Here is a 25521-nt window from a genome sequence, read left to right as displayed (position 1 = left end):
GGCTCGGGTGCGGCCGGCACCGCCCCTCGACCCTCGTGTCCGTTCCGGAACGCCGGACAGGCTCGAAGGGCGAGAGGCCCGGACAGGCTCCGGAGGAGCCCGCCCGGGCAGGCGAGGGCCCGGCAGGCGGAGGCCGGACCCCGCCTGTCAGACCTGCGGCAGGGCGGCCAGTTGAGCGGTGATGCGCGCGATGTCGTCGTCGGCCTTCGCGAGCCGGCCGCGGATCTTGTCGACGACACTGTCCGGGGCCTTGGCCAGGAACGCCTCGTTGCCGAGCTTCGCCGTGGCCTGGGCCCTCTCCTTCTCGGCCGCCGCGAGGTCCTTCGCGAGCCGCTTGCGCTCCGCGGCGATGTCGATCGCCCCGGACAGGTCCAGCGCGACCTCCGCGCCCGCGACCGGCAGCGTCGCCGTCGCATGGAAGGACTCGCCCTCCGGCTGGAGGCGGAGCAGCTGCCGGATCGCGCCCTCGTGCGGCGCGAGCGCGGTGCCGTCCAGCGTCAGCCTGGCCGGGACCTTCTGGCCGGGCTGCAGACCCTGGTCGGAGCGGAACCGGCGGACCTCGGTGACGACCCGCTGGACCAGCTCGATCTCCCGCTCGGCGGCCTCGTCGCGGAAGCCGCTGTCCTTGGGCCATTCGGCGATGACGACGGACTCGCCGCCCGTGAGCGTGGTCCACAGCGTCTCCGTGACGAAGGGGACCACGGGGTGCAGCAGCCGCAGCGTGACGTCGAGGACCTCGCCCAGGACACGGGCGGAGACCTTCGCGGCCTCGCCGCCGCCCATGAACGTGGTCTTGGACAGCTCGACGTACCAGTCGAAGACCTCGTCCCACGCGAAGTGGAAGAGCGTGTCGGACAGCTTCGCGAACTGGTAGTCCTCGTAGTACGCGTCGACCTCGGCGACGACCGAGTTCAGGCGCGAGAGGATCCAGCGGTCGGTCGCCGACATGGCGGACGGGTCGGGCATCGGGCCCTCGACCGTCGCGCCGTTCATCAGCGCGAAGCGCGTCGCGTTCCAGATCTTGTTGGCGAAGTTGCGCGAGCCCTGGACCCAGTCCTCGCCGATCGGGACGTCGACGCCCGGGTTGGCGCCGCGTGCCAGCGTGAAGCGCAGCGCGTCGGAGCCGTACTTGTCCATCCAGTCCAGCGGATTGACCGCGTTGCCGAAGGACTTCGACATCTTCTTGCCGAACTGGTCGCGGACCATGCCGTGCAGGGCGATGGTGTGGAACGGCGGGGTGCCGTCCATCGCGTACAGGCCGAACATCATCATCCGGGCGACCCAGAAGAAGAGGATGTCGTAGCCGGTGACCAGGACGGAGTTCGGGTAGAACTTCGCGAGGCTCTCGGTCTGCTCCGGCCAGCCGAGCGTGGAGAACGGCCACAGGCCGGACGAGAACCAGGTGTCGAGGACATCGGTCTCCTGGGTCCAGCCCTCACCGCTCGGCGGCTCCTCGTCCGGTCCGACGCAGACGATCTCGCCGTTCGGGCCGTACCAGACGGGGATGCGGTGACCCCACCACAGCTGGCGCGAGATGCACCAGTCGTGGAGGTTGTCGACCCAGTCGAAGTACCGCTTCTCCATCTCCTGCGGGTGGATCGCGACCTTGCCGTCGCGGACCGCGTCGCCCGCGGCCTTCGCCAGCGGACCGACCTTGACCCACCACTGCATCGACAGCCGCGGCTCGATCGTGGTCTTGCAGCGCGAGCAGTGGCCGACGGAGTGGACGTAGGGACGCTTCTCGGCGACGATCCGGCCGTCGGCGCGCAGGGCGCCGACGATGGCGCTGCGGGCCTCCAGCCGGTCCAGGCCCTGGAAGGGGCCGTGGACGGTGATGATCGCGTGCTCGTCCATGACGGCGAGGCTCGGCAGGTTGTGCCGCTGGCCGATCTCGAAGTCGTTCGGGTCATGCGCGGGCGTGACCTTGACGGCGCCCGTGCCGAACTCGGGGTCGACGTGCTCGTCGGCGACGACGGGGATACGGCGGCCGGTGAGCGGCAGCTCGATCTCGCGGCCGATGAGGTGCTGGTAGCGCTCGTCGTCGGGGTGGACGGCGACGGCCGTGTCGCCGAGCATCGTCTCGGCGCGGGTCGTCGCGACGACGATGGAGTCTGCTTCCCCATCGCCTCCGCCGTACCGGATGGAGACGAGCTCACCGTCGTCGTCCTGGTACTCGACCTCGATGTCCGAGATCGCGGTGAGGCAGCGCGGGCACCAGTTGATGATGCGCTCGGCGCGGTAGATCAGCTCGTCGTCGTAGAGCCTCTTGAAGATGGTCTGGACGGCCTTGGAGAGGCCTTCGTCCATCGTGAAGCGCTCGCGCGACCAGGCGACACCGTCGCCCAGACGCTTCATCTGCCCGGAGATCTGGCCGCCGGACTCCGCCTTCCACTGCCAGACGCGCTCGACGAACGCCTCACGGCCGAGGTCGTGACGGGACTTGCCCTCCTTGGCGAGCTCACGCTCGACGACGTTCTGCGTGGCGATACCGGCGTGGTCCATGCCGGGCTGCCACAGCGTCTCGTAGCCCTGCATCCGCTTGCGGCGGGTGAGGGCGTCGATCAACGTGTGCTCGAAGGCGTGGCCCAGGTGGAGGCTGCCCGTGACGTTCGGCGGCGGGATGACGACCGTGTACGGAGGCTTCTCGCTGTTCGCGTCGGCCTCGAAGTAACCGCGTTCTACCCAGCGCTCGTACAGCTTCCCCTCTACCTCGGCCGGCGCGTACTGGGTCGGCAGTTCGGGGTTGCTGGCTGGCTGCTGCTGAGTGTTCTCGGTCACGGGCCACAGTTTAGAGGTGTCACGGTCCGGTTCTGAAACGGGAATGTTCCGTAACGGTGTGCGCCCCCGCACCCCTGGACGGTGCCCATTCCGACAGGATGTTCGGAACGCATAAGCATGTGGAGGGGAACCCAGTAATGAGCTACAACCAGCCGGGCCCGTACGACGGTCAGCCCCAGCAGCCCGGTCCGTACGGCCAGCCGGGTCCTTACGGCCAGCCGCCGCAGGCCCCGCAGCCCGGTTACGGCTACCCGCAGCAGGCTCCTCAGCCCGGCTACGGGTACCCCCAGCAGGCCCCCCAGGGCGTCCCGCCGCAGCAGCAGGGCTGGGGCCAGCCCCCGCAGCCCGCCCCCTACGGCCAGCCTCCCCAGCAGCCCCCGTACGGCGCGGGCCCCGGCGCCTACCCGCCCCCGCCGCCGGCCCAGGGCGGCGGCAAGAAGACGGGCCTGATCATCGGCGCGGTCGCGGTGGTCGCGGCGATCGGCGTCGGCGCGTACTTCGTGTTCGGCGGCGGCAGCAGCATTGTCGGCGGTGGTCTGTCCGACGACGGCCCGCACAAGCTGACCACGCCCGTGAAGGTCCTCTCCGACTACAACCGGGTGTCCAAGGACGGCGAGGCCGGCTCCAAGGACTCCTCCGTCGTCGGGGAGATGGAGAAGAGCGGGATCAAGAACGGCACGTCCGTCGTGGGCCAGTACACGACTGCGGACATCAGCAACTACGACCCGTCCGACCCCAGTTCCATTCCTGACCTGGCCACCGCCAAGGGAATCACCTACTTCGGCGCCTACGGCAAGATCGATGACCCGAAGAAGGCCCTGGACACCTTCTTCGCGCAGATCAACAAGGACTCGACCGCCAACAGCAGTACCCAGACCGGCAAGCTGGTCGGGTCGCCCGAGGAGGTCAGCCCGGACGGCTTCGACAACGGCATCATGAAGTGCCAGGCCGCCGAGGGAAAGAACCCGGTGACCAAGCAGCAGAAGACCGACTGGTTCTGCGCCTGGGCGGACTACAGCACGATCGCGATGGTCTCCCCCGGCGACGCCACCAAGGGCATGGACAAGGAGACGGCGATCAAGCTCACCGTCGACCTCCGCAAGGAGATCCGCGTCAAGGCGTGACGCCTCAGAACGCAGGGGCGCCCGGCCGGTTCGACGAACCGGCCGGGCGCCTCGGTCTTCGTACGTGTGTCGAGCGCTACGCGCTCTTCTCGTGCCGCCCGTCGTTCTTCACGATCCTCGGCACCAGCGTCGGGTTCACGTTGTTGTGGACCACGTCCGCCGTGATGACGACACGCGCCACGTCCTTGCGCGACGGCACCTCGTACATCACGGACATCAGGACTTCCTCCATGATGGCGCGCAGGCCGCGCGCGCCCGTGCCGCGGAGGATCGCCTGGTCGGCGATGGCCTCGAGCGCCGGGCGGTCGAAGTCCAGCTCGACGCCGTCGAGTTCGAACAGCCGCTGGTACTGCTTGACCAGGGCGTTGCGCGGCTCGACCAGGATCTTCAGCAGCGCCTCGCGGTCCAGGTTGTGGACCGAGGTGATCACCGGGAGCCGGCCGATGAACTCGGGGATCATGCCGAACTTCACCAGGTCCTCGGGCATGACCTCCTGGAACTGGTCGCTCGCCTCGATCTCCCGCTTGGAGCGGATCGTGGCGCCGAAGCCGATGCCCTTCGCTCCCGCTCGCGACTCGATGATCTTCTCCAGGCCGGCGAAGGCGCCGCCCACGATGAAGAGCACGTTGGTCGTGTCGATCTGGATGAACTCCTGGTGGGGGTGCTTCCGGCCACCCTGCGGGGGCACGGAGGCGGTCGTGCCCTCCAGGATCTTCAGCAGCGCCTGCTGGACCCCTTCACCGCTCACATCCCGTGTGATCGACGGGTTCTCGCTCTTGCGGGCGACCTTGTCGATCTCGTCGATGTAGATGATCCCGGTCTCGGCCTTCTTGACGTCGTAGTCGGCGGCCTGGATCAGCTTGAGCAGGATGTTCTCGACGTCCTCGCCGACATAGCCCGCCTCCGTCAGCGCCGTCGCGTCGGCGATGGCGAACGGGACGTTGAGCATGCGGGCCAGCGTCTGGGCCAGCAGCGTCTTGCCGGAGCCGGTGGGGCCGAGCAGCAGGATGTTGGACTTGGCGAGCTCGATCGCGTCGTCCCGCCCCTGCGCGCCGCCGTTCTCGCCGGCCTGGACGCGCTTGTAGTGGTTGTACACCGCGACCGAGAGTGCCTTCTTCGCGGGCTCCTGCCCGACGACGTACCCCTCGAGGAACTCGTAGATCTCGCGCGGCTTGGGGAGTTCCTCCCACCGCACCTCGGAGGTCTCGGCGAGCTCCTCCTCGATGATCTCGTTGCAGAGGTCGATGCACTCGTCGCAGATGTACACCCCGGGGCCTGCGATGAGCTTCTTCACCTGCTTCTGGCTCTTTCCGCAGAACGAGCACTTGAGCAGATCGCCGCCATCACCAATGCGTGCCACGAGGTGCTTCCCCTTCGCCTGGGAGCGCTTGGTTCAGCGGCTCCTGGTGCCTCATATCCGACGGTACCTTGCCGGGCCCCTCGTTCGGGCCCCCCTTGGCGCGGTTCACATTGACGTGTACCGCGCCAAGAGAAGGTCGGGCGTCAGGCGGCCGCTGCGGCCGTGCTCTTGCGGGTCGAGACGATCTGGTCGACCAGGCCGTACGAGAGGGCCTCTTCGGCGGTCAGGATCTTGTCGCGCTCGATGTCGTCGCGGACCTTCTCGATCGGCGTCGACGAGTGCTTGGCGAGCATCTCCTCGAGCTGCTCACGCATGCGCAGGATCTCGTTGGCCGCGATCTCCAGGTCGGAGAGCTGCTCCCGGCCCGTCTGGGTCGAGGGCTGGTGGATCAGGACACGGGCGTGCGGCAGGGCCATCCGCTTGCCGGGGGTGCCTGCGGCGAGCAGGACGGCGGCGGCGGAGGCCGCCTGGCCCATGCAGACCGTCTGGATGTCCGGCTTCACGAACTGCATCGTGTCGTAGATGGCGGTCAGCGCGGTGAAGGAGCCACCGGGGCTGTTGATGTAGATCGAGATGTCGCGGTCCGGGTCCATCGACTCCAGGCACAGCAGCTGCGCCATGACGTCGTTGGCGGAGGCGTCGTCGATCTGGACGCCGAGGAAGATCACGCGCTCCTCGAAGAGCTTCGCGTACGGGTCGTACTCGCGCACACCCTGCGAGGTGCGCTCGACGAAGCGGGGAACGACGTAGCGGTTGTCCACCTGCGGGCCCGTGTAGAGGCCGCTCGCGGAGAGATTGTTCTGCATGTGCATGTCGGTGTTCACCATCCTGGTGGCGTTCGGCGGGCTGAGGGTCTGGGTGGGTGGGCGCGGAGTCCGGGGCCCGGTGCCGGGGATCAGGCCCCGGCGGCCCCGGTCCCGGGGATCAGGCCCCGGCGGCCCCGGTGCCGGGGATCAGGCCCCGGTGCCACCACCGCCCGGAACGCCCGAAGCGAGGGAGATGATCTCGTCGATGAGCCCGTAGTCCTTGGCTTCCCCGGCGGTGAACCAGCGGTCGCGGTCGCCGTCGCGGATGATCGTCTCGACGGTCTGGCCGGAGTGGTGGGCGGTGATCTCCGCCATGCGCTTCTTGGTGCGCAGCAGGTACTCGGCCTGGATCTTGATGTCCGATGCGGTGCCGCCGATACCGGCGGAGCCCTGGTGCATCAGGATGTCGGTGTGCGGGAGCGCGAAGCGCTTGCCCGCGGTGCCGCCGGTGAGCAGGAACTGGCCCATGGAAGCGGCCATGCCCATGCCGATGGTGACGACGTCGTTCGGGATGTACTGCATGGTGTCGTAGATCGCCATGCCGGCCGTCACCGAGCCACCGGGGCTGTTGATGTAGAGGTAGATGTCCTTCTCGGGGTCTGCGGCCAGAAGAAGGAGCTGCGCCGTGATCCTGTTGGCGATGTCGTCGTCGACCTGCTGACCCAGGAAGATGATGCGCTCGCCGAGCAGCCGGCTGTAGACCTGGTCGCCGAGGCCTCCACCGATGGACGGCTCACCGGCGGCGTTAGGCATCAGATTCGTCACGTAATCCACCTGCTCGTCTCTGACGGCTGCGGCCGTCTCAGCGTCTTCGTACTACCGGGGGCTGGAAGATCCCCTGGGCGGGTAGTCCCCTGCCCTCGTATTCATGGACCCTAACGCGCTGGTGGGCGGGCGCCATCCCGCTTCCCGAACTGTTCGCTGGGAGCGCAAGGTGCGGGGGCGTGCCGGCGTCGCGCACGCCCACGTCAGCGCCCCGCGTACGCCCACCTGAGCAGGCTCCGACGCGACCCGCGGCGATTCGGCCGGGAGGCCGGTGCGCGCGGCTCCGGTACGGCGACGGGCCCGGACGCGCACAGGGCGCGTCCGGGCCCGTCGTACGGGATCAGCGCGAGGCTCAGGCCTCGGTCTCGTCCTCGGCGTCCTTCGCGGCGGCGGCGTCGGCGTCGGCCCCACCGGTGGCCGCGGCGGCGACTCCGGCGGCCTCCTCGACCTCGTCCTCGTCGTCGCTCAGGTCGACGACCTCGCCGTTGGTGTCGGTGACCGTCGCGGCCTCGACGACCACGGCGAGCGCCTTGCCGCGGGCGACCTCGCCGACGAGCATCGGCACCTGGCCGCCCTCGACGACCGCCTGGGCGAACTGGTCGGGGGACATGCCGGAGGAGGCTGCGCGGCGCATGAGGTGCTCGGTGAGCTCCTCCTGGCTGACGTTCAGCTTCTCCTTGGAGACCAGCTCGTCGAGGACGAACTGGGTCTTGATGCCCTTGACCGCCTGCTCCTTGGTCTCGGTTTCGAACTCCTCGGCGGTCTTGCCCTGGATCTCCAGGTACTTGTCGAGGGTCAGACCCATCTGACCGAGCTGGTGGTGCTCCAGGTTGTGCTTGCGGGTGTTGATCTCCTCCTCGAGGAGCTTCTCGGGCATCGGGACCTCGACCAGCTCCAGGAGCTTGTCCAGGACGCGCTCCTGGGCCTGGGTGGCCTGGTCGTACTCCTTCATGCTCTCGAGGCGCTTGCGGCTGTCGGCCGTCAGCTCCTCGAGGGTGTCGAACTCGCTCGCCATCTGCGCGAACTCGTCGTCGAGCTCGGGGAGCTCACGGGCCGCGACCTGGGTGACCTTGACGGTGACCTCGGCGTCCTTGCCCTCGGCGGAGCCGCCCTTGAGCTGCGAGGTGAAGGTGCCCTCGCCGCCGGCCTCCAGGCCGGTCACGGCCTCGTCGATGCCGTCGAGGAGCTCACCGGAGCCGATCGTGTACTGCACGCCGTCCGCGACGCCGTCCGCGAGGACCTCGCCGTCGACCTTGGCCTCCAGGTCGATCGTCACGACGTCGCCCTCGGCGGCGGCGCGCTCGACCGGGGAGGTGGACGCGAAGCGCGAGCGCAGCTGCTCGACGGACTTCTCCACGTCCTCGTCGCTGACCTCGATGGCGTCGACCTCGACGGAGATGCCGGAGTAGTCCGGGATCTCGATCGTGGGGCGGATGTCCACCTCGGCGGTGAAGGCCAGCGTCTCGCCGTCCTTCAGCTCCGTGATGTCCACCTCGGGCTGGCCGAGGACGTTGACCTCGGCCTCGTTGACCGCCTGCGTGTAGAACTTCGGGAGGGCGTCGTTGACGGCCTCCTCCAGCACCGCACCGCGGCCGAACCGCTGGTCGATGACCCGGGCCGGGATCTTGCCCTTACGGAAGCCCTTGACCGTGACCTGCTGGTTGATCTTCTTGTACGCCGCGTCGAGGCTGTCCTTGAGCTCCTCGAAGGGCACCTCGACAGTGAGCCGAACCCGGGTCGGGTTCAGGGTCTCCACGGCGCTCTTCACGGTTCGGTCTCCTTGGTGGCTGAATTCAGGGGTTCTGCTGTGGTCACCGCGGAGTGATGTCCGGCGGCGGCTCAGCGGATCGGGCCCGGCTCTTCAGACACTCGTCAGACACACGGGCACACAGCTTGCATAGTAACCGCAAGCGGGATGAGCCCCACAACGCGATCTTGAGCTGTGATCAGGACTGGTGGTCGGGGTGGCGGGATTTGAACCCACGGCCTTCCGCTCCCAAAGCGGACGCGCTACCAAGCTGCGCCACACCCCGTCGGTGCGACACGTAGGGTACATGCCCGCAGCCAGTGCTCCTGCCCCTTTGTTTCGCATGTACGCGCCCGGTACGGAATGGGTGTGCGGCGAACGGCAGGGACCCGCTACGATGCTCTTCGTGCCGTGGCCTTCATGACCTGCGGCGCGATCCTCGCGGGCGTAGCTCAATGGTAGAGCCCTAGTCTTCCAAACTAGCTACGCGGGTTCGATTCCCGTCGCCCGCTCCATACGGCTCAGGGCCGGGCCGGAGGTTCGTCCTCCGGCCCGGCCCTGAACCGTTGTCGTACTGCGGTGCGCGCCGGCGTCAGAACTGGATCGCGTTGATCGAGTCGGCCAGCGAGTTCAGGAAGTTGTTGATCGACGGCGCCATGCCGGTCGACGCGAGGAAGAAGCCGAAAAGCGCCGCGACTATCGCGGGTCCGGCCTTGATCGACCCGCCGCGGATCATCACCACGAGGATGATCGCCAACAGCAGCACCACAGACAGCGAAATGGCCACAACTGATCACACCCTCGGTCGGTCCACCCTTGCCCGCCCGGGAGCATGCGGCCCAGCACACCCCCGTCATGTCCATCGTGCCACCAACCCCCGCATGCTGGCTGCCGGCTGACACATCGTCGGCGAATGGATCACGTCACACCGGGCCGGGCCGGCAGGCCCGGCAATGGCGCACCGACACACGGCACCTACCCGCCGGGCGCGAAATACACACAGCCCGGCCACAGGAAATTCAGGCAATAGCGGTGAGGAAATTCACCCTCGCATTCGGCGTGTCGATTTGCACCGTTTAAGCGGTATTAACTAGGGCATATTGCGCGTTTGACGGTAGTTTCAGTGGCGAATGGACGCGCCCTCCAGCGGGTTTTACGTAATCCATTCCGCAGGGCTAGGGTGCCTCGAATGTTCCACGCTCCGAATGGATTGCAGAGGGACCGACTCCCCGAGGCCTCCCGGGAGCCGGAGCCCGTCCCCGAGACGACGGCGAAGGCGAAGGAACCGGCGTCACCGGCACCGGCGGCACGCCCGCACGTGCCGCCCGCGGCGGCATCGGCCGGGAGACGCGACCCCTACTTCGACAACGCCAAGTACCTGGCCATCGTGCTGGTGGCGGTGGCGCACGCGTGGGAACCGGTGATGGAGGGCAGCCGCGCCACCCGAGCGCTGTACATGCTCGTCTACACCTTCCACATGCCGGCGTTCATCATCATCTCCGGCTACTTCTCGCGGAACTTCGACGCCCGGCCCGGCCAGCTGAAGCGGCTGGTGAGCGGGGTGGTCGTGCCGTACGTCGTCTTCGAGGTGGCGTACACGCTCCACAAGCGGTGGGGCGACGGCGACCCCGGACACCCGTTCAGCCTGACCGACCCCTTCTATCTCACCTGGTTCCTGCTGGCGTTGTTCGTCTGGCGGCTGTCCACTCCCCTGTGGCGCGCGATCCGATGGCCACTGCCGGTCGCGCTGGTCATCGCCGCGCTCGGCTCGCTCACGACGGGCATCGGCGGGGACCTCGAGCTGCAGCGCGTGATGCAGTTCCTGCCGTTCTTCGTGCTCGGGCTCTCGCTCAAGCCGGTCCACTTCCAGCTGGTGCGGCGGCGTGAGGTGCGGCTGCTGGCACTGCCGGTCGTCGCGGGCGCGGCGGTGTTCACCTACTGGATCGCGCCGGACCTGAGGATGGGCTGGTTCTACCGCTCGGCCGGGGCCGGGGACCTGGGCGCGCCCTGGTGGGCGGGGCCGCTCATGACGTTCGGGCTGTTCGCCTGCGCGCTCCTGCTCACGGCGGCCTTCCTGGCCTGGGTGCCACGCGGGCGGACCTGGTTCACCGTGCTGGGTGCGGGCACCATCTGCGGCTATCTGCTGCACGGCTTCCTGGTGAAGACCTTCGACTACATGGGCCTGGCGGCGGAGCATCCGTGGCTCGCCACACCGGGCGGGGAGCTCGTGGTGACGCTGACCATGGCCGCGGCGGTGACGCTGCTCTGCACGCCTCCGGTGCGGCGGGCGCTGCGCTTCGCGACGGAGCCGGAGCTGTCCTGGGCGTTCCGGCGGGACGTCACTCGGCTGTCGGACCCAGCAGTCGGCGCACCGTCGCGTACTTCGCGGTGAGCCGGGCCCGGGTCGCCTCGTCGAGAACGGCGAGGCGGTCCGGGTTTGCGTTGTGGGCGAGGTCGGACTCCTTGACGAGGAGTGCTCCGGGGGTGGCGAGGATGCGGCGGGTGTAGTCGGCGAGGTCCTCGCCCCTGCGCTTGGTCAGCGCGAGGACCATCTCCTTGACGGACTGCGGGAGTTCGGCGGCCTCCAGCCAGTCGCGGGAGAGGGCGTCGTCCTCGATGGCGTCGTGCAGCCATGCGGCGGCGATCTGCTCGTCGCTGCCGCCACGGGCGCGGACGCCGTCGGCGACGGCCTGCAGATGCTCGGTGTACGGGCGTCCCGCCTTGTCCGTCTGCGCCGCGTGGGCCTCGCGGGCGATGGCCTCGACTTCGGTCAGGGTGAGGAAGGGCATGGGGGGACTGTACGGGGCGCGGATCGACCCGGGTGTCCGTCCTCAGAACCCGGACGGGCTCATGTCACGGCTCGCGGCGGAGCAGAAGCAGGGCGCGGTCGTCGTTGACGTCCTTGGCCACGGCCTCGATGAGGTGCCAGGCCGCGCCCTCGAAGCCGGTCGCGACATAGCGGTCGGCCTCGCCGGTGAGGCGGTCCATGCCCTCGGCGATCTCGCGGTCGGACGCCTCCACCAGGCCGTCCGTGAAGAGCATCAGCACGTCGCCCGGCCGCAGCGTCCCCTTGACCGGGTCGAACTGGGCGCCGGCGTACACGCCGAGCAGTGGCCCCTCCGCGGACTTCTCCTCCCATCGGCCCGAGCCCGCGTGGAGCTGGAGGGCGGGGAGATGGCCGGCGGAGAGGAGTTCATAGTCGCCGGAGTCCAGGTCGAGGACGAGATGGATGGAGGTCGCGAAGCCCTCGTCCCAGTCCTGGCGCAGCAGATAGCCGTTGGCGGCGGGCAGGAAGCCGTGCGGCGGCAGCGAGCCGAGGAGTCCGCCGAACGCGCCCGACAGGAGCAGGGCGCGCGACCCCGCGTCCATGCCCTTGCCGGAGACGTCGGTCAGGACGGCTTCGAGTGTGCGACCGCCGTTGGTCCGGGCCGCGACCACGAAATCGCCGGAGAAGGACTGTCCGCCGGCCGGGCGCAGCGCCATCTCGCGGTGCCAGCCCCTGGGCAGCCGGGGCAGCGCGCTCTGCACCCGGAGGCGTTCGCGCAGGTCGAAGAGCATCGTGCCGCCGCGCCGCCAGGGCACGCCGACCCGGGCCCGGAACTGCGCGATGAGCAGTCCGAAGGAGCCGCAGGCCGCCACGACCAGCACCGTTCCGGGGGTGACCCGCGCCGGGCCCTCCATGTACGGGCCCAGCGTGAGCGACTCGACGATGAGCGCTGCGGCCGCCGCCGCGTACAGCCCGAGGAGACTGGCGGGCCGCAGCAGCAGACCGCCCGCCACGATCGGGAGGACGAGCGCCGCCGGCGAGAACCAGACGGGCAGGGCTATGGTGCCGCACGCGATCGCCGGGACGGTCAGCAGCAGTCCGGCCAGGGCGATCCAGTCCGAGCCGTCACCGCGGAAGTAGTCGACGCCGGACTTGCGCAGCGCGGTGCGGGCCCGGTGTGCGGACTTCCGCAGCCGGGCCGTGAGTGAGTCTGCTGCGCCACGTGCCATCGTCGTGGACCCTATCCACCCGCTCGGGTGGCGTGCAGGGCGACCCCTGTGACATTGCGTTCGAAATCGGGTCGCGACGGGTCGGACACCCCTGGTAGGGATGGCACATGACGACTGAACTGCGGGTGCTCCAGCGGGCACAGTGGGACGAGTGGTACGGAAAGCTGGAGCGCGCCTTCGGCGGAGTGCCCGAGGCCCCGGAGGAGCGCGAGTTGTTTCGCACGCTGACCGAGTTCGACCGTTCGATCGCCGCGTGGGACGGCGACGAGTGCGTCGGTACGGCCGGGGCGTTCAGTTACCAGGTGTCGGTGCCCGGCGGCGCGTTCGTCCCCGCCGCCGGCGTGACGATGGTGAGCGTCGCGGCGACGCACCGGCGGCGCGGAGTGCTGACCTCGATGATGCGGCGTCAGCTGGACGACGTACACATGTGGGGAGAACCGCTCGCCGTGCTGACGGCGTCCGAGCCGGAGATCTACGGACGGTTCGGGTACGGCGTCGGGACGCATCAGCTGAATCTGGAGATCGACACGTCCCGGGTGCGGATCGTCGCGCCGCCCGGGACGGACGACGTACGGCTGCGCTTCGTTCCGGTCGCGGAGGCGGCCGAGGCGTGCGAGGCCGTGTATACGCGCACGATCGGCTCGCGGCCCGGCATGATCGCCCGGACGCCCGGCTGGGAGCGGCTGCCGCTGCTCGACCCCCCGGGCGAGCGGGAGGGCGCGTCTCCCATGCAGTGCGTGCTCGCCGAGCGGGACGACGAAGTGGTGGGATATGTCCGCTTCCACAACAAGCCGGAGTGGCAGGCGTCGGGAGCGAAAGGCTCGATCATGCTCCGGCACATCGACGCGCTGGACCCGGCGGCGTACGCGGCGCTGTGGCGGTTCCTCTTCGACATCGACCTGACCTCGACGGTCCGTGCGCGGATGCGGCCCGTGGACGACCCGCTGCTGCAGCTGGTGACCGACATCCGCCGGTGCGGTGTTCTCGTGCGCGACTCGATGCACGTACGGCTGGTGGATCTGGGCGCGGCGCTGGCGGCACGGACCTACCAGGCGCCGGTGGACGTGGTGTTCGAGGTCGAGGACGCCTTCTGCCCCTGGAACGAGGGTCGCTGGCGGCTCACCGGTGACATGAAGGGCGCGTCCTGCGAACGCACCGCGGACGAGGCCGATCTGGCGCTGTCCGCAAGGGAATTGGGCTCGGCGTACCTGGGCGGGGTGACGCTCTCATCGCTGGCGGGCGCGGGGCGGGTGCGCGAACTGCGCGGCGGGGCGCTGGCCGAGGCGTCGCTCGCCTTCGGCTCGGACCTCGCGCCGTGGCTGCCGCACGGGTTCTAGCGTGCGTGAGGCGTCCTCACGTCCCGGACGGGCCCGGCCTCTGACAGGTCGGACACCAGAAGAGGTTGCGGGCGGCGAGATCGGCGGTGCGGATCTCGCCGCCACAGATGTGGCAGGGCCGGCCGGCCCGGCGGTAGACGTAGACCTCGCCGCCGTGGTCGTCGACGCGCGGCGGGCGGCCCATGGCCTCGGGGGTGTGCTCGGGTCGGACGGTGTCGATGCGGTTGTTCCGCACGCCTTCACGCATGAGCGCGACCAGGTCCGCCCAGACGGCGTGCCACTCGCGCTCGGTGAGGTCCTTCCCCAGGCGGTACGGATCGATGCCATGGCGGAAGAGGACTTCCGCGCGGTAGACGTTGCCGACGCCCGCGACGACCTTCTGGTCCATGAGCAGGGCCGCGACGGTCGTACGGGAGCGGGAGATCCGGGCCCAGGCGCGCTCGAAGCCGTCGTCCGGGCGGAGTGGATCGGGGCCGAGGCGCTCGTGTATCGCGCGCTTCTCGGGGTCCGTGATCAGGGCACACGTGGTGGGGCCGCGCAGGTCGACGTACGCCCGCGCGTCGGCGAGCCGCAGCCGCACGGTGTCGGTGGGCGGGGGCGCCGGGGCGTCGCCGAAGTTCACCTTGCCGAACAGGCCGAGGTGGATGTGGACCCATTCCTCGCCGCCGAAGCCGAGGAAGAGGTGCTTGCCGTGAGCCTCGGTGCGCTCCAGCACCGTGCCGTCGAGCAGCGCCGCGGAGTCGGCGAACTTCCCCTGCGGGCTCGTCACCCTCACGGACCGGCCGCCGAACCGTTCCCGGTAGTCGGCGGCCAGTCGGTGGATCGTGTGCCCCTCGGGCATCAGGCGGTGGGCTCCTGCGGGTGGTGGGCCGGGATCGGGGGGAGCTCGCCGGTGGTCTCGTACGCCGAGAGCATCTCGATGCGGCGGGTGTGACGCTCCTCACCCGAGTAGGGCGTCTTCAGGAAGACCTCGACGAAGGTCGTCGCCTCGTCGGTGGTGTGCATGCGGGCGCCGACGGCCACGACATTGGCGTTGTTGTGCTCACGGCCCAGCGTGGCCGTCTGCACGCTCCAGGCCAGTGCCGCGCGCACGCCCTCGACCTTGTTCGCGGCGATCTGCTCGCCATTGCCGGAGCCGCCGATGACGACGCCGAGGCTGTCCGGGTCCGCGGCGGTCCGCTCGGCGGCACGCAGGCAGAACGGCGGGTAGTCGTCCTGGGCGTCGTAGATGTGGGGGCCGCAGTCGACGGGCTCGTGGCCGTGGGCCGTGAGCCACTCGACGAGGTGGTTCTTGAGTTCGAAGCCGGCATGGTCGGAGCCGAGGTACACGCGCATGATCCGAGTGTGGCACGCGGGAGGCCGGGTAGCGGTCAGCGGGGTCGGTACGGGTTTCGGTCGCACGACCGGACGAAGGGTGCGCAATATCACGAATCGGGATCAGGCCTTCCGTACCGGCGAGTCACCGGTTTGAATGCACGGGCTCGTAACCCGAGCGAACCGCACACGTAAGGAATCGTCCATGACCTCGCAGTCGACCCTTACGAAGGCAGGCGGAAGCACCGGAGAACCCGGCATTCCCCAGCCTTCGGACGGTCTCAAGGCCGGACTGAAGAACCGCCATCTTTCCATGATCGCCATCGGCGGCGTCATCGGCGCCGGCCTGTTCGTCGGCTCCTCCGGCGGTATCGCCGCGGCCGGTCCGGCCATCCTCGTGTCGTACCTCCTCGTCGGCGCGATGGTGGTCTTCGTCATGCGGATGCTGGGTGAGATGGCGGCCGCGAGCCCGAACTCCGGCTCCTTCTCCGCGTACGCCGACCGCGCGCTCGGCCGCTGGGCGGGCTTCTCCATCGGCTGGCTGTACTGGTTCTTCTGGGTCGTGGTGCTGGCGGTCGAGGCGACCGCGGGTGCCGTGATCCTCGAGGGCTGGATCCCGGCCCTGCCGCAGTGGGCCTGGGCGCTGATCGTCATGGTCGTGCTGACCGCGACCAACCTCGCCTCGGTGTCGTCGTACGGCGAGTTCGAGTTCTGGTTCGCCGGCATCAAGGTCGTCGCCATCGGCGCGTTCGTGGTCATCGGCCTGCTGGCCGTCTTCGGCATCCTGCCGGGCTCCGACAACCCGGGCGCGGGCTTCGCGCACCTGACCGACGCCGGCGGCTTCCTGCCCAACGGCGCGGGCGCCATCCTCACCGGTGTGCTGATGGTCGTCTTCTCCTTCATGGGCAGCGAGATCGTCACGCTGGCCGCAGGTGAGTCCGAGGACCCGCGCCGCGCGGTCACCAAGGCCACCAACAGCGTGATCTGGCGGATCGGCGTCTTCTACCTGGGCTCGATCTTCGTGGTCCTGACGCTGCTGCCGTGGAACGACAAGTCGATCGTCGAGAAGGGCTCGTACGTCGCGGCCCTGGACTCCATCGGCATCCCGGCCGCCGGCCAGATCATGAACGTCATCGTCCTGACTGCCGTGCTGTCCTGCCTGAACTCCGGCCTGTACACCGCCTCCCGCATGGCGTTCTCGCTGGGCGAGCGCGGTGACGCCCCCAAGGCCTTCGCCAAGGTCAACGCCAACGGCGTGCCGATGTGGGCGATCCTGGGCTCCGTGGTCTTCGGCTTCCTCGCCGTCTACTTCAACTACGCGTTCAAGGACACGGTCTTCCTGTTCCTGCTGAACTCGTCGGGTGCCGTCGCGCTCTTCGTCTGGCTGGTGATCTGCTTCACCCAGCTGCGGATGCGCGGGATCCTGATGCGTGAGGCCCCGGAGAAGGTGACGGTGAAGATGTGGCTCTTCCCGTACCTGACCTGGGCGACCGCCGCGATGATCGTCCTCGTGCTGGGCTACATGCTCTTCGACGACGCCAACCGCGAGGTCGTGCTGCTGTCGCTGGCGGTCGCGGCCGTCGTGCTGATCATCGGTTTCGTGCTCCAGTCCAAGGACAGGAGCAGGCGCAAGGCCGAGGTCGACGCCTAGTCCGCCCCGGTCAGCCGCGCACGTATGCGAAAGCCCCGGTCCGCCGTCGAGCGGACCGGGGCTTTCGCATACGTGTCAGCCGCGGCGGCCGAGCAGCTTCCAGGCGGCCGGCAGCACGCCCATCGCCAGCGCGGCCTTGAGCGCGTCACCGATGAGGAACGGGGTGAGGCCCGCGGCCACGGCCTGGGAAAGCGTCATGCCGGTGGCGAGGGCCAGGTACGGCACGCCGACCGCGTAGATGATCGCGGAGCCGAGCGCCATGCTGCCGGCGGTGCGCAGGACGGAGCGGTCCGCGCCACGGCGGGCGAGGGCTCCGACCACGGTCGCGGCGAGCAGCATGCCGAGGATGTAGCCGAACGACGGCATCGCGTACCCGGAGGACGCCTCGGCGAACCACGGCATGCCCGCCACACCGGCGAGTGCGTACAGCGCGAGAGCGAGGAAGCCACGGCGGGCGCCGAGCGCCGTGCCGACGAGGAGCGCGGCGAAGGTCTGGCCCGTGACCGGCACCGGGGAGCCGGGGACCGGGACAGCGATCTGGGCCGCGATGCCGGTGAGCGCGGCGCCGCCGACGACCAGGGCCGCGTCCACCGCGGACTTCGTACGGCTGGTGGGCAGCAGGTCGGCGAGAACCAGTCCGGATCGGACAGGGGCGGCAGCAGTGCTCATCGGGACTCCGCGAGGGTGTGGAGAGTGGGTACTCACATCGGTGTGGACATGGCGACGTTAACCCAGGAGTGAACGACCGATCACCGTCAGCCGATGACAAAGGGCCGGTCGACGCGTTGGTGGGTTCCTCACAAAGAGCACAGGGCAACCGCACGGGGTGCGTGACACTCGTCACTGAGGTGGCGGGCCAAGGAGCCCGTTTTGGTGATCGGTGCAGGACTCGGGGAGACTGTGGATTCTTGCCAAATTCCCGAGAGTGACGAGCACCATGCACGACGCACCGCCCAACCCGTTGGCCACCGAGGCCGAGCCTCTCTCGCACGGGCTGAAGCAGCGTCATCTCACGATGCTCGGCCTCGGCGGGGTGATCGGAGCCGGTCTCTTCGTCGGCTCCGGAGCCGGGATCGCGGTCGCCGGGCCCGGGATCGTCGTGTCGTATCTGCTCGCCGGCACGCTGGCGATGCTCGTGATGCGGATGCTCGGCGAGATGTCGTCGGCGATGCCCGCCTCCGGTGCGTTCTCGGTGCACGCGGAGCGGGCGCTCGGCCGCTGGGCCGGTTTCAGCGTGGGCTGGTTGTACTGGTTCCTGCTGGTGGTCGTGCTCGCAGTGGAGGCGACCGGGGCGGCGACCATCGCCAACGGCTGGGTGCCGGGCGTGCCGCAGTGGGCCTGGGTGCTGATCTTCATGGTGGTCTTCACCGCCGCCAATCTCGCGGCCGTCAGGAACTTCGGCGAGTTCGAGTTCTGGTTCGCCGCGCTGAAGGTCGGCGCGATCGTGCTGTTCCTGCTGCTGGGCACGCTGGCGATCTTCGGTGTCCTGCCCGACACGAAGCCGGTCGGGCTCGGCAATCTGACCGGGCAGGGCGGTTTCCTGCCGAACGGCTGGGAGGGCGTCGTCTCCGGAGTCCTCGCGGTCGTCTTCGCCTTCGGCGGTCTGGAGGTCGTCACGATCGCGGCCGCCGAGTCCGAGGACCCGGCCCGCGCGGTCGGGCGCGCTGTGCGCAGCGCGGTGTGGCGCATCCTCCTCTTCTACGTCGGCTCGATGCTGGTCATCGTGACCGTGCTGCCGTGGACCGCGATGAAGCCGGGACAGAGCCCGTACGTCGCCGTACTCGACGCGATCGGCGTGCCGGCGGCCGGGCAGATCATGAACATCGTGGTGTTCGTGGCGCTGCTGTCCGCCCTCAACGCCAATCTGTACGGCTCCTCGCGGATGGTCTTCTCGCTCGCCGAGCGCGGCGAGGCGCCCGCCGGCCTGCTGAAGGTCTCCGGGGGCGGGGTGCCCCGGCGGGCCGTGTTCGCCTCGGTGGCCTTCGGCTTCGTCTCCGTCCTGCTCAACCTGAAGTGGCCGGACTCCGTCTTCCTCTACATGCTCAACGCCGTCGGCGCGGTGCTGCTGTTCGTGTGGGCCCTGATCGCGGTGTCGCAGCTGCGGCTGCGGCGGCGCATCGAGCGGGAGGCACCGGAGAAGCTGGTCCTGAAGATGTGGGGCTTCCCGTGGCTGACCTGGGTGGCGCTGGCGGGGATGGCGGCCGTGGTGGTGCTGATGCTGTTCGACGACGGTGCGCGGCCGCAGGTGCTCTGGTCGGCGGCGGCGACGGCTGCGGTGCTGGTCGTGGCGGGCGTACGGGAGTGGCGCGAGGCTCGGGCCGACCGTTTCTGACCCTTCACATTGTGTGAGCATCTTGTCCGTATAGCGGTCATCCGAGCCCTGTGAGCGGGACGGGCCTCAGACTGTGGGCCAATCCCCTCGTCCCCCACGAACAGGGCATGCCCATGTCTCGGACCTCGGCGCCCGCGCCCGTCGACCACAAGGTCGACTCCGCGCTCGCGCACGGCCTCAAGCAGCGCCATCTCTCGATGATCGCCCTCGGCGGGGTGATCGGAGCCGGTCTCTTCGTCGGCTCCGGAGCCGGTATCGCCGCCGCCGGACCGTCGATCGTCGTCGCCTATGCGATATCCGGCCTGCTCGTCATGCTGGTGATGCGCATGCTCGGTGAGATGTCGGCCGCGAATCCGGCCTCCGGCTCGTTCTCGGTCCACGCCGAGCGGGCGATCGGACCCTGGGCGGGCTTCACGGCCGGCTGGTCCTTCTGGGTGCTGCTGTCCGTCGCCGTCGGCCTGGAGGGCATCGGCGCGGCGAAGATCGTCAGTGGCTGGCTGCCCGGCACGCCCGAGTGGGCCTGGGTCGCTCTGTTCATGCTGGTGTTCTGCGGGACGAACCTCGCGGCCGTGAAGAACTTCGGCGAGTTCGAGTTCTGGTTCGCCGCCCTCAAGGTCGGCGCGATCACGCTGTTCCTGATCCTCGGCGGCCTCGCGATCCTCGGCTTCCTGCCCGGCACGGAGGCCCCCGGCACCGCCAACCTCACCGGCGACGGCGGCTTCCTGCCGAACGGCTCGGAGGGCCTCGTCATCGGTCTGCTGGCGTCCGTCTTCGCGTACGGCGGCCTGGAGACGGTCACCATCGCGGCCGCCGAGTCCGAGCACCCCGTCCAGGGCGTCGCCAAGGCCGTGCGTACGGCGATGTGGCGCATCGCGGTGTTCTACATCGGCTCGATGGCGGTCATCGTCACGCTGGTGCCGTGGGACGACCCGGACGTCGCCAACCCCGACAAGGGCCCGTACGTCACCGCCCTGAACCACCTCGACATCCCGGGCGCCGGCACCGTGATGCAGATCGTGGTGCTGGTCGCCCTGCTCTCCGCGATGAACGCCAACATCTACGGCGCCTCGCGCATGGCGTACTCGCTGGTCGCCCGGGGCCAGGGCCCGAAGGCGATCGGCCGGATCTCCGGGGGTGTGCCGCGGATCGCCGTACTGGTCTCCTCCGTCTTCGGCTTCCTGTGCGTGCTGCTCAGCCACTGGCGTCCTGACGACGTCTTCCCCTGGCTGCTGAACATGATCGGCGCGGTGATCCTCGTCGTCTGGCTCTTCATCGCCGTCTCCCAGCTGGTGCTGCGGCGACGGGTGGAGCGCGAGGCTCCGGAGAAGCTCGTGGTGCGGATGTGGCTGTTCCCGGTGCTCACCTGGGTCGCGATCGCGGGCATGCTCGGGATCTTCGTGCTGATGCTCCGCCAGCCCGACACCCGCGACCAGCTCCTCGCGACCGGCCTGATGACGCTGGCGCTGGCCGCCTGCGGCCTCTTCCTGCAGCAGCGCCGCGCGTCGGCGGAGCCGACGAAGCAGACCTCGACGGACTGACGGCGCCGGCAGCCGCTGCGCACACGGGACCCCCGGGCCGAGGACGGCCCGGGGGTCCTTCGCGTGTCCGGCTACGGCCCTGCCCGCGTGGCCGGGCCGTCGCGCCGAGCGCCGCCACCCGGTACGCCCTCGGCGTCGACGCCATGGTCACCGACTTCCCCGGTCTCGCCGCGATCGCCCGCGACGCCTTGTCCCAGGACGAAGGGCTGATCAACTTCCCGGCCTTCCTGCTGCTAACCTGCAGTTGCGAATGACTTGCAAGAAGCAGCTCGGAGGGCTCGGACATGGCCATGTACACGCTTCCTGAACTTCCGTACGACTACGCGGCGCTGGAGCCGGTGATCAATCCGGAGATCATCGAGCTGCACCACGACAAGCACCACGCCGCGTACGTCAAGGGCGCCAACGACACGCTGGAGCAGCTGGAGGAAGCCCGCGACAAGGAGCAGTGGGGAGCGATCAACGGGCTGGAGAAGAATCTCGCGTTCCATCTGTCCGGGCACATCCTGCACAGCATCTACTGGCACAACATGACCGGCGACGGTGGCGGTGAGCCGCTGGCCGCGGACGGTGTGGGCGAGCTCGCGGACGCGATCGCCGAGTCGTTCGGCTCCTTCCAGAAGTTCAGGACGCAGCTCTCCAAGGCCGCCGCGACCACGCAGGGCTCGGGCTGGGGTGTCCTCGCGTACGAGCCGGTCAGCGGGCGGCTCATCGTCGAGCAGGTGTACGACCATCAGGGCAATGTCGGCCAGGGGTCGGTGCCGATCCTGGTCTTCGACGCCTGGGAGCACGCGTTCTACCTTCAGTACAAGAACCAGAAGGTGGACTTCATCGACGCCATGTGGCAGGTCGTCAACTGGCAGGACGTGGCGAAGCGTTACGCCGAGGCCAAGGAGCGCACCCCGCTCATCACCCCGTGACGGGGCGAGCACAGTCGTCCTGCTCGTGATCGTCTTCTCAACCTTCACCTGCAGGCGGAATGAAGAAGGGCCCCCGCGAGTGGGGCACCTCCCAGGTGCAGCTCTGGGGGAGTGACTCGCGGGGGCCCTTCCGTGCGGGGCACGGGCGGGACGATCAGAGGTTGGAGAAGTCGGGACCGTTCGTGCGCGTCCGCTTGATCTCGTAGAAGCCCGGGACCGACGCCACCAGCAGCGTGCCGTCCCACAGCTTTGCCGCCTCCTCGCCCTTGGGCGCCGGGGTGACGACCGGGCCGAAGAAGGCGATCTGCTCGCCGTCCGCGCCCGGCACCGCGATGACCGGCGTGCCGACGTCCTGGCCGACCTTGGAGATGCCCTCCTTGTGGGAGGCGCGCAGCTCGACGTCGTACGCGTCCGACTCGGCGTACTCCGCGAGCTCGGCGGGGAGGCCCACCGCGGCCAGGGCCTCCAGGATCACCTCGGGGGTCGCTCCGCGGCCGTCGTTGTGGATGCGGGTGCCGAGCTCGGTGTAGAGCGGGCCGACGACGTCGTCACCGTGCTTCTGCTGGGCGGCGATGACGACACGGACCGGGCCCCAGCCCGTCCTGAGCAGCTCGCGGTACTGCTCGGGCAGCTCGTCCAGCCTGTCCTCGTTGAGCACGGCCAGGCTCATGACGTGCCAGCGGACGTCCACCGGCCGGACCTTCTCCACCTCGAGCATCCAGCGGGAGGTCATCCAGGCCCAGGGGCACAGGGGGTCGAACCAGAAGTCGGCAGGGGTCCTGCTCTCGGACATGTCTCTCCTCGTGTGGGATGCACAGCTCGCCGGTGCAACACCGCCGGTTGCCGTGGGCATTCCCCGATATCGGCGGTCAGGCGCACATGCGAGGATCGGTGCTGTTCAAACGAGACACGAAGGAGTGGACGTGCCCGGAGAGAATCTGTCCCGCGACGAGGCCCGCGAGCGGGCCGCACTGCTGGCCGTCGACGGGTACGAGGTCTTCCTCGATCTGCGGTCCGCGATCGCGGAGGGCGGTCCGGAGCCGCGGACGTTCCGCTCCGTGACGACGATCCGCTTCCGTGCGGCCGAACCGGGCGCCGGCACCTTCGCCGATCTGGTCGCCCCGTCCGTGACCGCCGTCACCCTCAACGGGGAGGAGCTGGACCCGGCCGCCGTCTTCGACGGCTCCCGGATCGCGCTCCCCACGCTCCGCGCCGAGAACGTCCTGGTCGTCGACGCGCAGTGCGCGTACAGCCGGACCGGCGAGGGCCTGCACCGGTTCGTCGACCCGGAGGACGGCGAGGTCTACGTCTACACGCAGTACGAGCCGGCCGACGCCCGCCGTGTCTTCGCGAACTTCGAGCAGCCCGACCTCAAGGCCCCCTTCCGATTCGAGGTGGCCGCGCCCGAGGGCTGGACGGTCTGGAGCAACGGGGCCGAGGAGTCGCGGGACGGCGGGACCTGGCGCTTCGCGGAGACCAAGCCGATCTCCACCTACATCACGGCCGTCGTCGCCGGTCCGTACCACTACGAGACCGATCTCTACACGCGCACCTTCGACGACGGCACGACGCTGGAGATCCCGCTCGGCGCGATGTGCCGCAAGGGGCTGGCCAAGCACTTCGACGCGGACGACATCTTCCTGGTCACCAAGCAGGGTCTGGACTTCTTCCACGACCACTTCGACTGTCCGTACCCGTTCGGGAAGTACGACCAGGCCTTCGTGCCCGAGTACAACATCGGCGCGATGGAGAACCCGGGGTGTGTGACCTTCCGGGAGGAGTTCGTCTTCCGGGGGAAGGTGACGCAGGCGTCGTACGAGCGGCGGGCGAACGTCATCCTGCACGAGATGGCGCACATGTGGTTCGGCGACCTGGTCACCATGCAGTGGTGGGACGACCTGTGGCTGAAGGAGTCCTTCGCGGACTTCATGGGGTCCCTCTCGATGGTGGAGGCGACCCGCTTCCGCAACGGGTGGGTGACCTTCGCGAACAACCGCAAGGCGTGGGCGTACCGCGCGGACCAGCTGCCGTCGACGCACCCGATCACGGCCGACATCCGTGACCTGGAGGACGCGAAGCTCAACTTCGACGGGATCACGTACGCCAAGGGCGCGTCGGTGCTGAAGCAGCTCGTCGCGTACGCGGGGCGGGACGCGTTCCTGGAGGGCGCGCGGCGCTACTTCAAGCGGCACGCGTACGGGAACACGCAGCTCGGCGACCTGCTGTCCGTCCTGGAGGAGACGTCCGGGCGGGACATGGCGGCGTGGTCGCGGTCCTGGCTGGAGACGGCGGGCGTCAACTCCCTCACCCCCGTCGTGACGTACGACGCCGGGGACCGCATCACCGAGCTGGCCGTGGTCCAGGACGGCGACCACCTGAGGCCGCACCTGGTGGCGGTCGGACTGTACCGGCACGAGGGCACGGACCTGGTGCGCTACGCGCGCGCCGAGGTGGACGTCGTCGGGGCACGGACGGTGGTCGGGGAGCTGACGGGCGCGGAGAGGCCGGCGCTGGTCCTGGTCAACGACGACGACCTGACCTACTGCAAGATCCGCTTCGACGAGGGCTCGCTGGAGACGCTGCGGTCGCACCTGGGTGCCGTGACGGATCCGCTCGCGCGGGCGCTGTGCTGGTCGGCGCTGTGGAACCTGACGCGGGACGCGCTGATGCCGGCACGGGACTTCGTGGCGCTGGTCCTCGACTTCGCCGGCCGCGAGTCGGACATCGGTGTGCTGCAGATGGTGCACGCGTGGGCGCGTACGGCCCTCGTCCACTACGCGGCGCCCGAGTGGCGCGAGGAGGGTGCGCGGCTGCTGTCCGCGTGCGCGCTGCGGGAGCTCCGGCAGGCGGAGCCGGGGAGCCAGCACCAGCTGACGTGGGCGCGGTTCTTCGCGTCGGCGGCGACGACGGACGCGGATCTGCAGTTGCTGCAGGGGCTGCTGGACGGTACGGCGAAGATCGACGGCCTGGACGTCGACCAGGAGCTGCGCTGGGCCTTCCTGGAGCCGCTCGCCTCGCACGGGGTCGCCGACGAGGCGGCGATCGGCGCGGAACTGGCACGGGACGACACCGCGTCCGGCAAGCGCTACCAGGTGCGGTGCCTTGCCGCGCGGCCGTCCGCGGCGGTCAAGGACCAGGCGTGGGCTCAGGTCGTGGAGTCCGACGCGCTCTCCAACGCGCTGGTGACGGCGACGATCTCGGGGTTTGTGCAGGCCTCGCAGCGGGAGCTCATCGCGCCGTACGCGGAGAAGTACTTCGAGGCGATCGAGCGGGTGTGGGCCGAACGGTCGATCCAGATCGGGATGGACGTGGTGCAGGGGCTGTTCCCCGGGCTCCAGGACAACGAGGCGACGCTCGCGGCGGCCGATGCGTGGCTGGCCGCGCACGCCTCCGCCGCGCCGGCCCTCCGGCGCCTCGTCCTCGAGTCCCGCGACGACCTCGCCCGCGCGTTGCGCGCGCAGGCGCGGGACGCGGCGCGGACTGCCTGAGGGGGGAGGGGGCGCCGGCCCCCTCCCCCGGCGTCCCGCCCGCGGCAAGGCTGCCCCGCGCCTGACCGGCGGGGTCCGCGGGCCCGACCACGCCCGGACCGCGCGGTGGGCCCGGGTGTCCGTCCTCGAACCCCGGACAGGCTCGGCACACGCCCGGACCGCGCAGCAGACCCGCATCTCCGCCCTCGAACCCCGGACAGGCCTGGTCCGCGCCCGGACCGCGCAGCAGACCCGCATCTCCGTCCCCGAACCCCGGACAGGCCTGGTCCGCGCCCGGACCGCGCAGCAGACCCGCATCTCCGTCCCCGAACCCCGGACAGGCTCGGCACACGCCCGGACCGCGCAGCAGACCCGCATCTCCGTCC

General features: G+C 69.5%; 21 protein-coding genes and 2 tRNA genes. 10 read left to right on the top strand and 13 right to left on the bottom strand.

Features of this window, described 5'->3' with window-relative positions:
* Positions 1–147: 147 nt before the first annotated feature.
* On the bottom strand, positions 148–2778 hold the full coding sequence (locus ACWCP0_RS30170; protein WP_451081922.1) for a valine--tRNA ligase: 2631 nt from the start codon (positions 2776–2778) through the stop codon (positions 148–150).
* Positions 2779–2915: 137 nt separating this feature from the next.
* Between ACWCP0_RS30170 and ACWCP0_RS30165 the strand changes: the two genes are divergently transcribed.
* Positions 2916–3902 carry a hypothetical protein gene (locus tag ACWCP0_RS30165; protein WP_451081921.1) on the top strand — a complete coding sequence of 329 codons (987 nt, stop codon included), beginning with the start codon at positions 2916–2918 and terminating at the stop codon, positions 3900–3902.
* A gap of 76 nt (positions 3903–3978) precedes the next feature.
* Here ACWCP0_RS30165 and clpX read toward each other — a convergent pair whose 3' ends face one another.
* The 5 genes from clpX to ACWCP0_RS30140 all read right to left on the bottom strand — a co-directional run bounded on the left by clpX (position 3979) and on the right by ACWCP0_RS30140 (position 8866).
* Positions 3979–5262: an ATP-dependent Clp protease ATP-binding subunit ClpX gene (gene clpX / locus ACWCP0_RS30160; RefSeq protein ID WP_318106826.1), complete on the bottom strand. Its 1284-nt coding sequence runs from the start codon at positions 5260–5262 to the stop codon at positions 3979–3981.
* Between the two features lie 143 nt (positions 5263–5405).
* On the bottom strand, positions 5406–6089 hold the full coding sequence (locus tag ACWCP0_RS30155) for an ATP-dependent Clp protease proteolytic subunit (RefSeq protein WP_351227596.1): 684 nt from the start codon (positions 6087–6089) through the stop codon (positions 5406–5408).
* Between the two features lie 126 nt (positions 6090–6215).
* Positions 6216–6821: an ATP-dependent Clp protease proteolytic subunit gene (locus ACWCP0_RS30150; RefSeq protein WP_351227712.1), complete on the bottom strand. Its 606-nt coding sequence runs from the start codon at positions 6819–6821 to the stop codon at positions 6216–6218.
* A 364-nt stretch (positions 6822–7185) separates the two neighbouring features.
* A complete protein-coding gene (tig, locus tag ACWCP0_RS30145; RefSeq protein WP_451081920.1) occupies positions 7186–8601 on the bottom strand; it encodes a trigger factor in 1416 nt (471 codons plus the stop codon).
* Between the two features lie 188 nt (positions 8602–8789).
* Positions 8790–8866: transfer RNA gene (locus ACWCP0_RS30140), tRNA-Pro, on the bottom strand.
* 155 nt (positions 8867–9021) lie between these two features.
* On the opposite strand from ACWCP0_RS30140, the gene ACWCP0_RS30135 reads away from it, so the two are divergent.
* A tRNA-Gly gene (locus ACWCP0_RS30135) sits at positions 9022–9095 on the top strand.
* 77 nt (positions 9096–9172) lie between these two features.
* Here ACWCP0_RS30135 and ACWCP0_RS30130 read toward each other — a convergent pair.
* Positions 9173–9367, bottom strand: coding sequence for a hypothetical protein (locus ACWCP0_RS30130; protein ID WP_385416065.1), 195 nt, complete (start codon positions 9365–9367; stop codon positions 9173–9175).
* Positions 9368–9769: 402 nt separating this feature from the next.
* Between ACWCP0_RS30130 and ACWCP0_RS30125 the strand changes: the two genes are divergently transcribed.
* Positions 9770–10972: an acyltransferase family protein gene (locus ACWCP0_RS30125; protein ID WP_451081919.1), complete on the top strand. Its 1203-nt coding sequence runs from the start codon at positions 9770–9772 to the stop codon at positions 10970–10972.
* On the opposite strand, the gene ACWCP0_RS30120 is transcribed toward ACWCP0_RS30125, so the two are convergent.
* Positions 10920–11369, bottom strand: coding sequence for an HD domain-containing protein (locus ACWCP0_RS30120; protein WP_451081918.1), 450 nt, complete (start codon positions 11367–11369; stop codon positions 10920–10922). The two genes, ACWCP0_RS30125 and ACWCP0_RS30120, sit on opposite strands and share 53 nt — an antisense overlap.
* Positions 11370–11433: 64 nt before the next feature.
* Positions 11434–12576 (bottom strand): PP2C family protein-serine/threonine phosphatase, encoded by a 1143-nt coding sequence (locus ACWCP0_RS30115; protein ID WP_451081917.1) that lies wholly within the window; start codon positions 12574–12576, stop codon positions 11434–11436.
* 107 nt (positions 12577–12683) lie between these two features.
* Between ACWCP0_RS30115 and ACWCP0_RS30110 the strand changes: the two genes are divergently transcribed.
* Positions 12684–13913 carry a GNAT family N-acetyltransferase gene (locus tag ACWCP0_RS30110; protein WP_451081916.1) on the top strand — a complete coding sequence of 410 codons (1230 nt, stop codon included), beginning with the start codon at positions 12684–12686 and terminating at the stop codon, positions 13911–13913.
* Positions 13914–13929: 16 nt separating this feature from the next.
* Here the strand turns inward: ACWCP0_RS30110 and ACWCP0_RS30105 are convergent, their stop codons facing one another.
* Positions 13930–14754, bottom strand: coding sequence for an Fpg/Nei family DNA glycosylase (locus ACWCP0_RS30105; protein WP_451081915.1), 825 nt, complete (start codon positions 14752–14754; stop codon positions 13930–13932).
* On the bottom strand, positions 14754–15248 hold the full coding sequence (locus ACWCP0_RS30100; RefSeq protein ID WP_451081914.1) for a ribose-5-phosphate isomerase: 495 nt from the start codon (positions 15246–15248) through the stop codon (positions 14754–14756). The genes ACWCP0_RS30105 and ACWCP0_RS30100 overlap by 1 nt, the downstream gene beginning before the upstream one ends.
* A 184-nt stretch (positions 15249–15432) precedes the next feature.
* Here ACWCP0_RS30100 and ACWCP0_RS30095 point away from each other — a divergent pair, with 184 nt between their 5' ends.
* Positions 15433–16878 carry an amino acid permease gene (locus ACWCP0_RS30095; RefSeq protein ID WP_451081913.1) on the top strand — a complete coding sequence of 482 codons (1446 nt, stop codon included), beginning with the start codon at positions 15433–15435 and terminating at the stop codon, positions 16876–16878.
* Between the two features lie 75 nt (positions 16879–16953).
* On the opposite strand, the gene ACWCP0_RS30090 is transcribed toward ACWCP0_RS30095, so the two are convergent.
* Positions 16954–17547: a biotin transporter BioY gene (locus tag ACWCP0_RS30090; RefSeq protein ID WP_451081912.1), complete on the bottom strand. Its 594-nt coding sequence runs from the start codon at positions 17545–17547 to the stop codon at positions 16954–16956.
* A 268-nt stretch (positions 17548–17815) separates the two neighbouring features.
* Between ACWCP0_RS30090 and ACWCP0_RS30085 the strand changes: the two genes are divergently transcribed.
* The 3 genes from ACWCP0_RS30085 (at position 17816) to ACWCP0_RS30075 (ending at position 21668) form a co-directional block, all read left to right on the top strand.
* A complete protein-coding gene (locus ACWCP0_RS30085) occupies positions 17816–19210 on the top strand; it encodes an amino acid permease (protein ID WP_451081952.1) in 1395 nt (464 codons plus the stop codon).
* Positions 19211–19323: 113 nt separating this feature from the next.
* Entirely contained in the window at positions 19324–20748 is a 1425-nt protein-coding gene (locus ACWCP0_RS30080; protein WP_451081951.1) for an amino acid permease, read from the top strand.
* Positions 20749–21032: 284 nt separating this feature from the next.
* Positions 21033–21668, top strand: coding sequence for a superoxide dismutase (locus tag ACWCP0_RS30075; RefSeq protein ID WP_451081911.1), 636 nt, complete (start codon positions 21033–21035; stop codon positions 21666–21668).
* Between the two features lie 154 nt (positions 21669–21822).
* On the opposite strand, the gene ACWCP0_RS30070 is transcribed toward ACWCP0_RS30075, so the two are convergent.
* Complete coding sequence (locus ACWCP0_RS30070; protein ID WP_451081910.1) at positions 21823–22461, bottom strand: mycothiol-dependent nitroreductase Rv2466c family protein; 639 nt, start codon at positions 22459–22461, stop codon at positions 21823–21825.
* A gap of 130 nt (positions 22462–22591) precedes the next feature.
* Here ACWCP0_RS30070 and pepN point away from each other — a divergent pair, with 130 nt between their 5' ends.
* Both pepN and ACWCP0_RS30060 read left to right on the top strand, forming a co-directional pair.
* A complete protein-coding gene (pepN, locus tag ACWCP0_RS30065) occupies positions 22592–25156 on the top strand; it encodes an aminopeptidase N (protein ID WP_451081909.1) in 2565 nt (854 codons plus the stop codon).
* A 115-nt stretch (positions 25157–25271) separates the two neighbouring features.
* Positions 25272–25521 (top strand): hypothetical protein (locus ACWCP0_RS30060; RefSeq protein WP_451081908.1); only part of this gene is annotated, 250 nt, incomplete at its 3' end.

It is taken from the genome of Streptomyces sp. NPDC001970, from assembly GCF_053594115.1.
This window is presented reverse-complemented; position numbering and strand designations above follow the sequence as displayed.

Excerpts from the sequence above, each read along its gene's own strand:
- ACWCP0_RS30165 (WP_451081921.1), top strand. The coding sequence starts at position 2,916 with ATGAGCTACAACCAGCCGGGCCCGTACGACGGTCAGCCCCAGCAGCCC.
- ACWCP0_RS30155 (WP_351227596.1), bottom strand. The coding sequence starts at position 6,089 with ATGGTGAACACCGACATGCACATGCAGAACAATCTCTCCGCGAGCGGC.
- ACWCP0_RS30150 (WP_351227712.1), bottom strand. The coding sequence starts at position 6,821 with ATGCCTAACGCCGCCGGTGAGCCGTCCATCGGTGGAGGCCTCGGCGAC.
- ACWCP0_RS30125 (WP_451081919.1), top strand. The coding sequence starts at position 9,770 with ATGTTCCACGCTCCGAATGGATTGCAGAGGGACCGACTCCCCGAGGCC.
- ACWCP0_RS30120 (WP_451081918.1), bottom strand. The coding sequence starts at position 11,369 with ATGCCCTTCCTCACCCTGACCGAAGTCGAGGCCATCGCCCGCGAGGCC.
- ACWCP0_RS30115 (WP_451081917.1), bottom strand. The coding sequence starts at position 12,576 with ATGGCACGTGGCGCAGCAGACTCACTCACGGCCCGGCTGCGGAAGTCC.
- ACWCP0_RS30110 (WP_451081916.1), top strand. The coding sequence starts at position 12,684 with ATGACGACTGAACTGCGGGTGCTCCAGCGGGCACAGTGGGACGAGTGG.
- ACWCP0_RS30105 (WP_451081915.1), bottom strand. The coding sequence starts at position 14,754 with ATGCCCGAGGGGCACACGATCCACCGACTGGCCGCCGACTACCGGGAA.
- ACWCP0_RS30100 (WP_451081914.1), bottom strand. The coding sequence starts at position 15,248 with ATGCGCGTGTACCTCGGCTCCGACCATGCCGGCTTCGAACTCAAGAAC.
- ACWCP0_RS30095 (WP_451081913.1), top strand. The coding sequence starts at position 15,433 with ATGACCTCGCAGTCGACCCTTACGAAGGCAGGCGGAAGCACCGGAGAA.
- ACWCP0_RS30090 (WP_451081912.1), bottom strand. The coding sequence starts at position 17,547 with ATGAGCACTGCTGCCGCCCCTGTCCGATCCGGACTGGTTCTCGCCGAC.
- ACWCP0_RS30085 (WP_451081952.1), top strand. The coding sequence starts at position 17,816 with ATGCACGACGCACCGCCCAACCCGTTGGCCACCGAGGCCGAGCCTCTC.
- ACWCP0_RS30080 (WP_451081951.1), top strand. The coding sequence starts at position 19,324 with ATGTCTCGGACCTCGGCGCCCGCGCCCGTCGACCACAAGGTCGACTCC.
- ACWCP0_RS30075 (WP_451081911.1), top strand. The coding sequence starts at position 21,033 with ATGGCCATGTACACGCTTCCTGAACTTCCGTACGACTACGCGGCGCTG.
- ACWCP0_RS30070 (WP_451081910.1), bottom strand. The coding sequence starts at position 22,461 with ATGTCCGAGAGCAGGACCCCTGCCGACTTCTGGTTCGACCCCCTGTGC.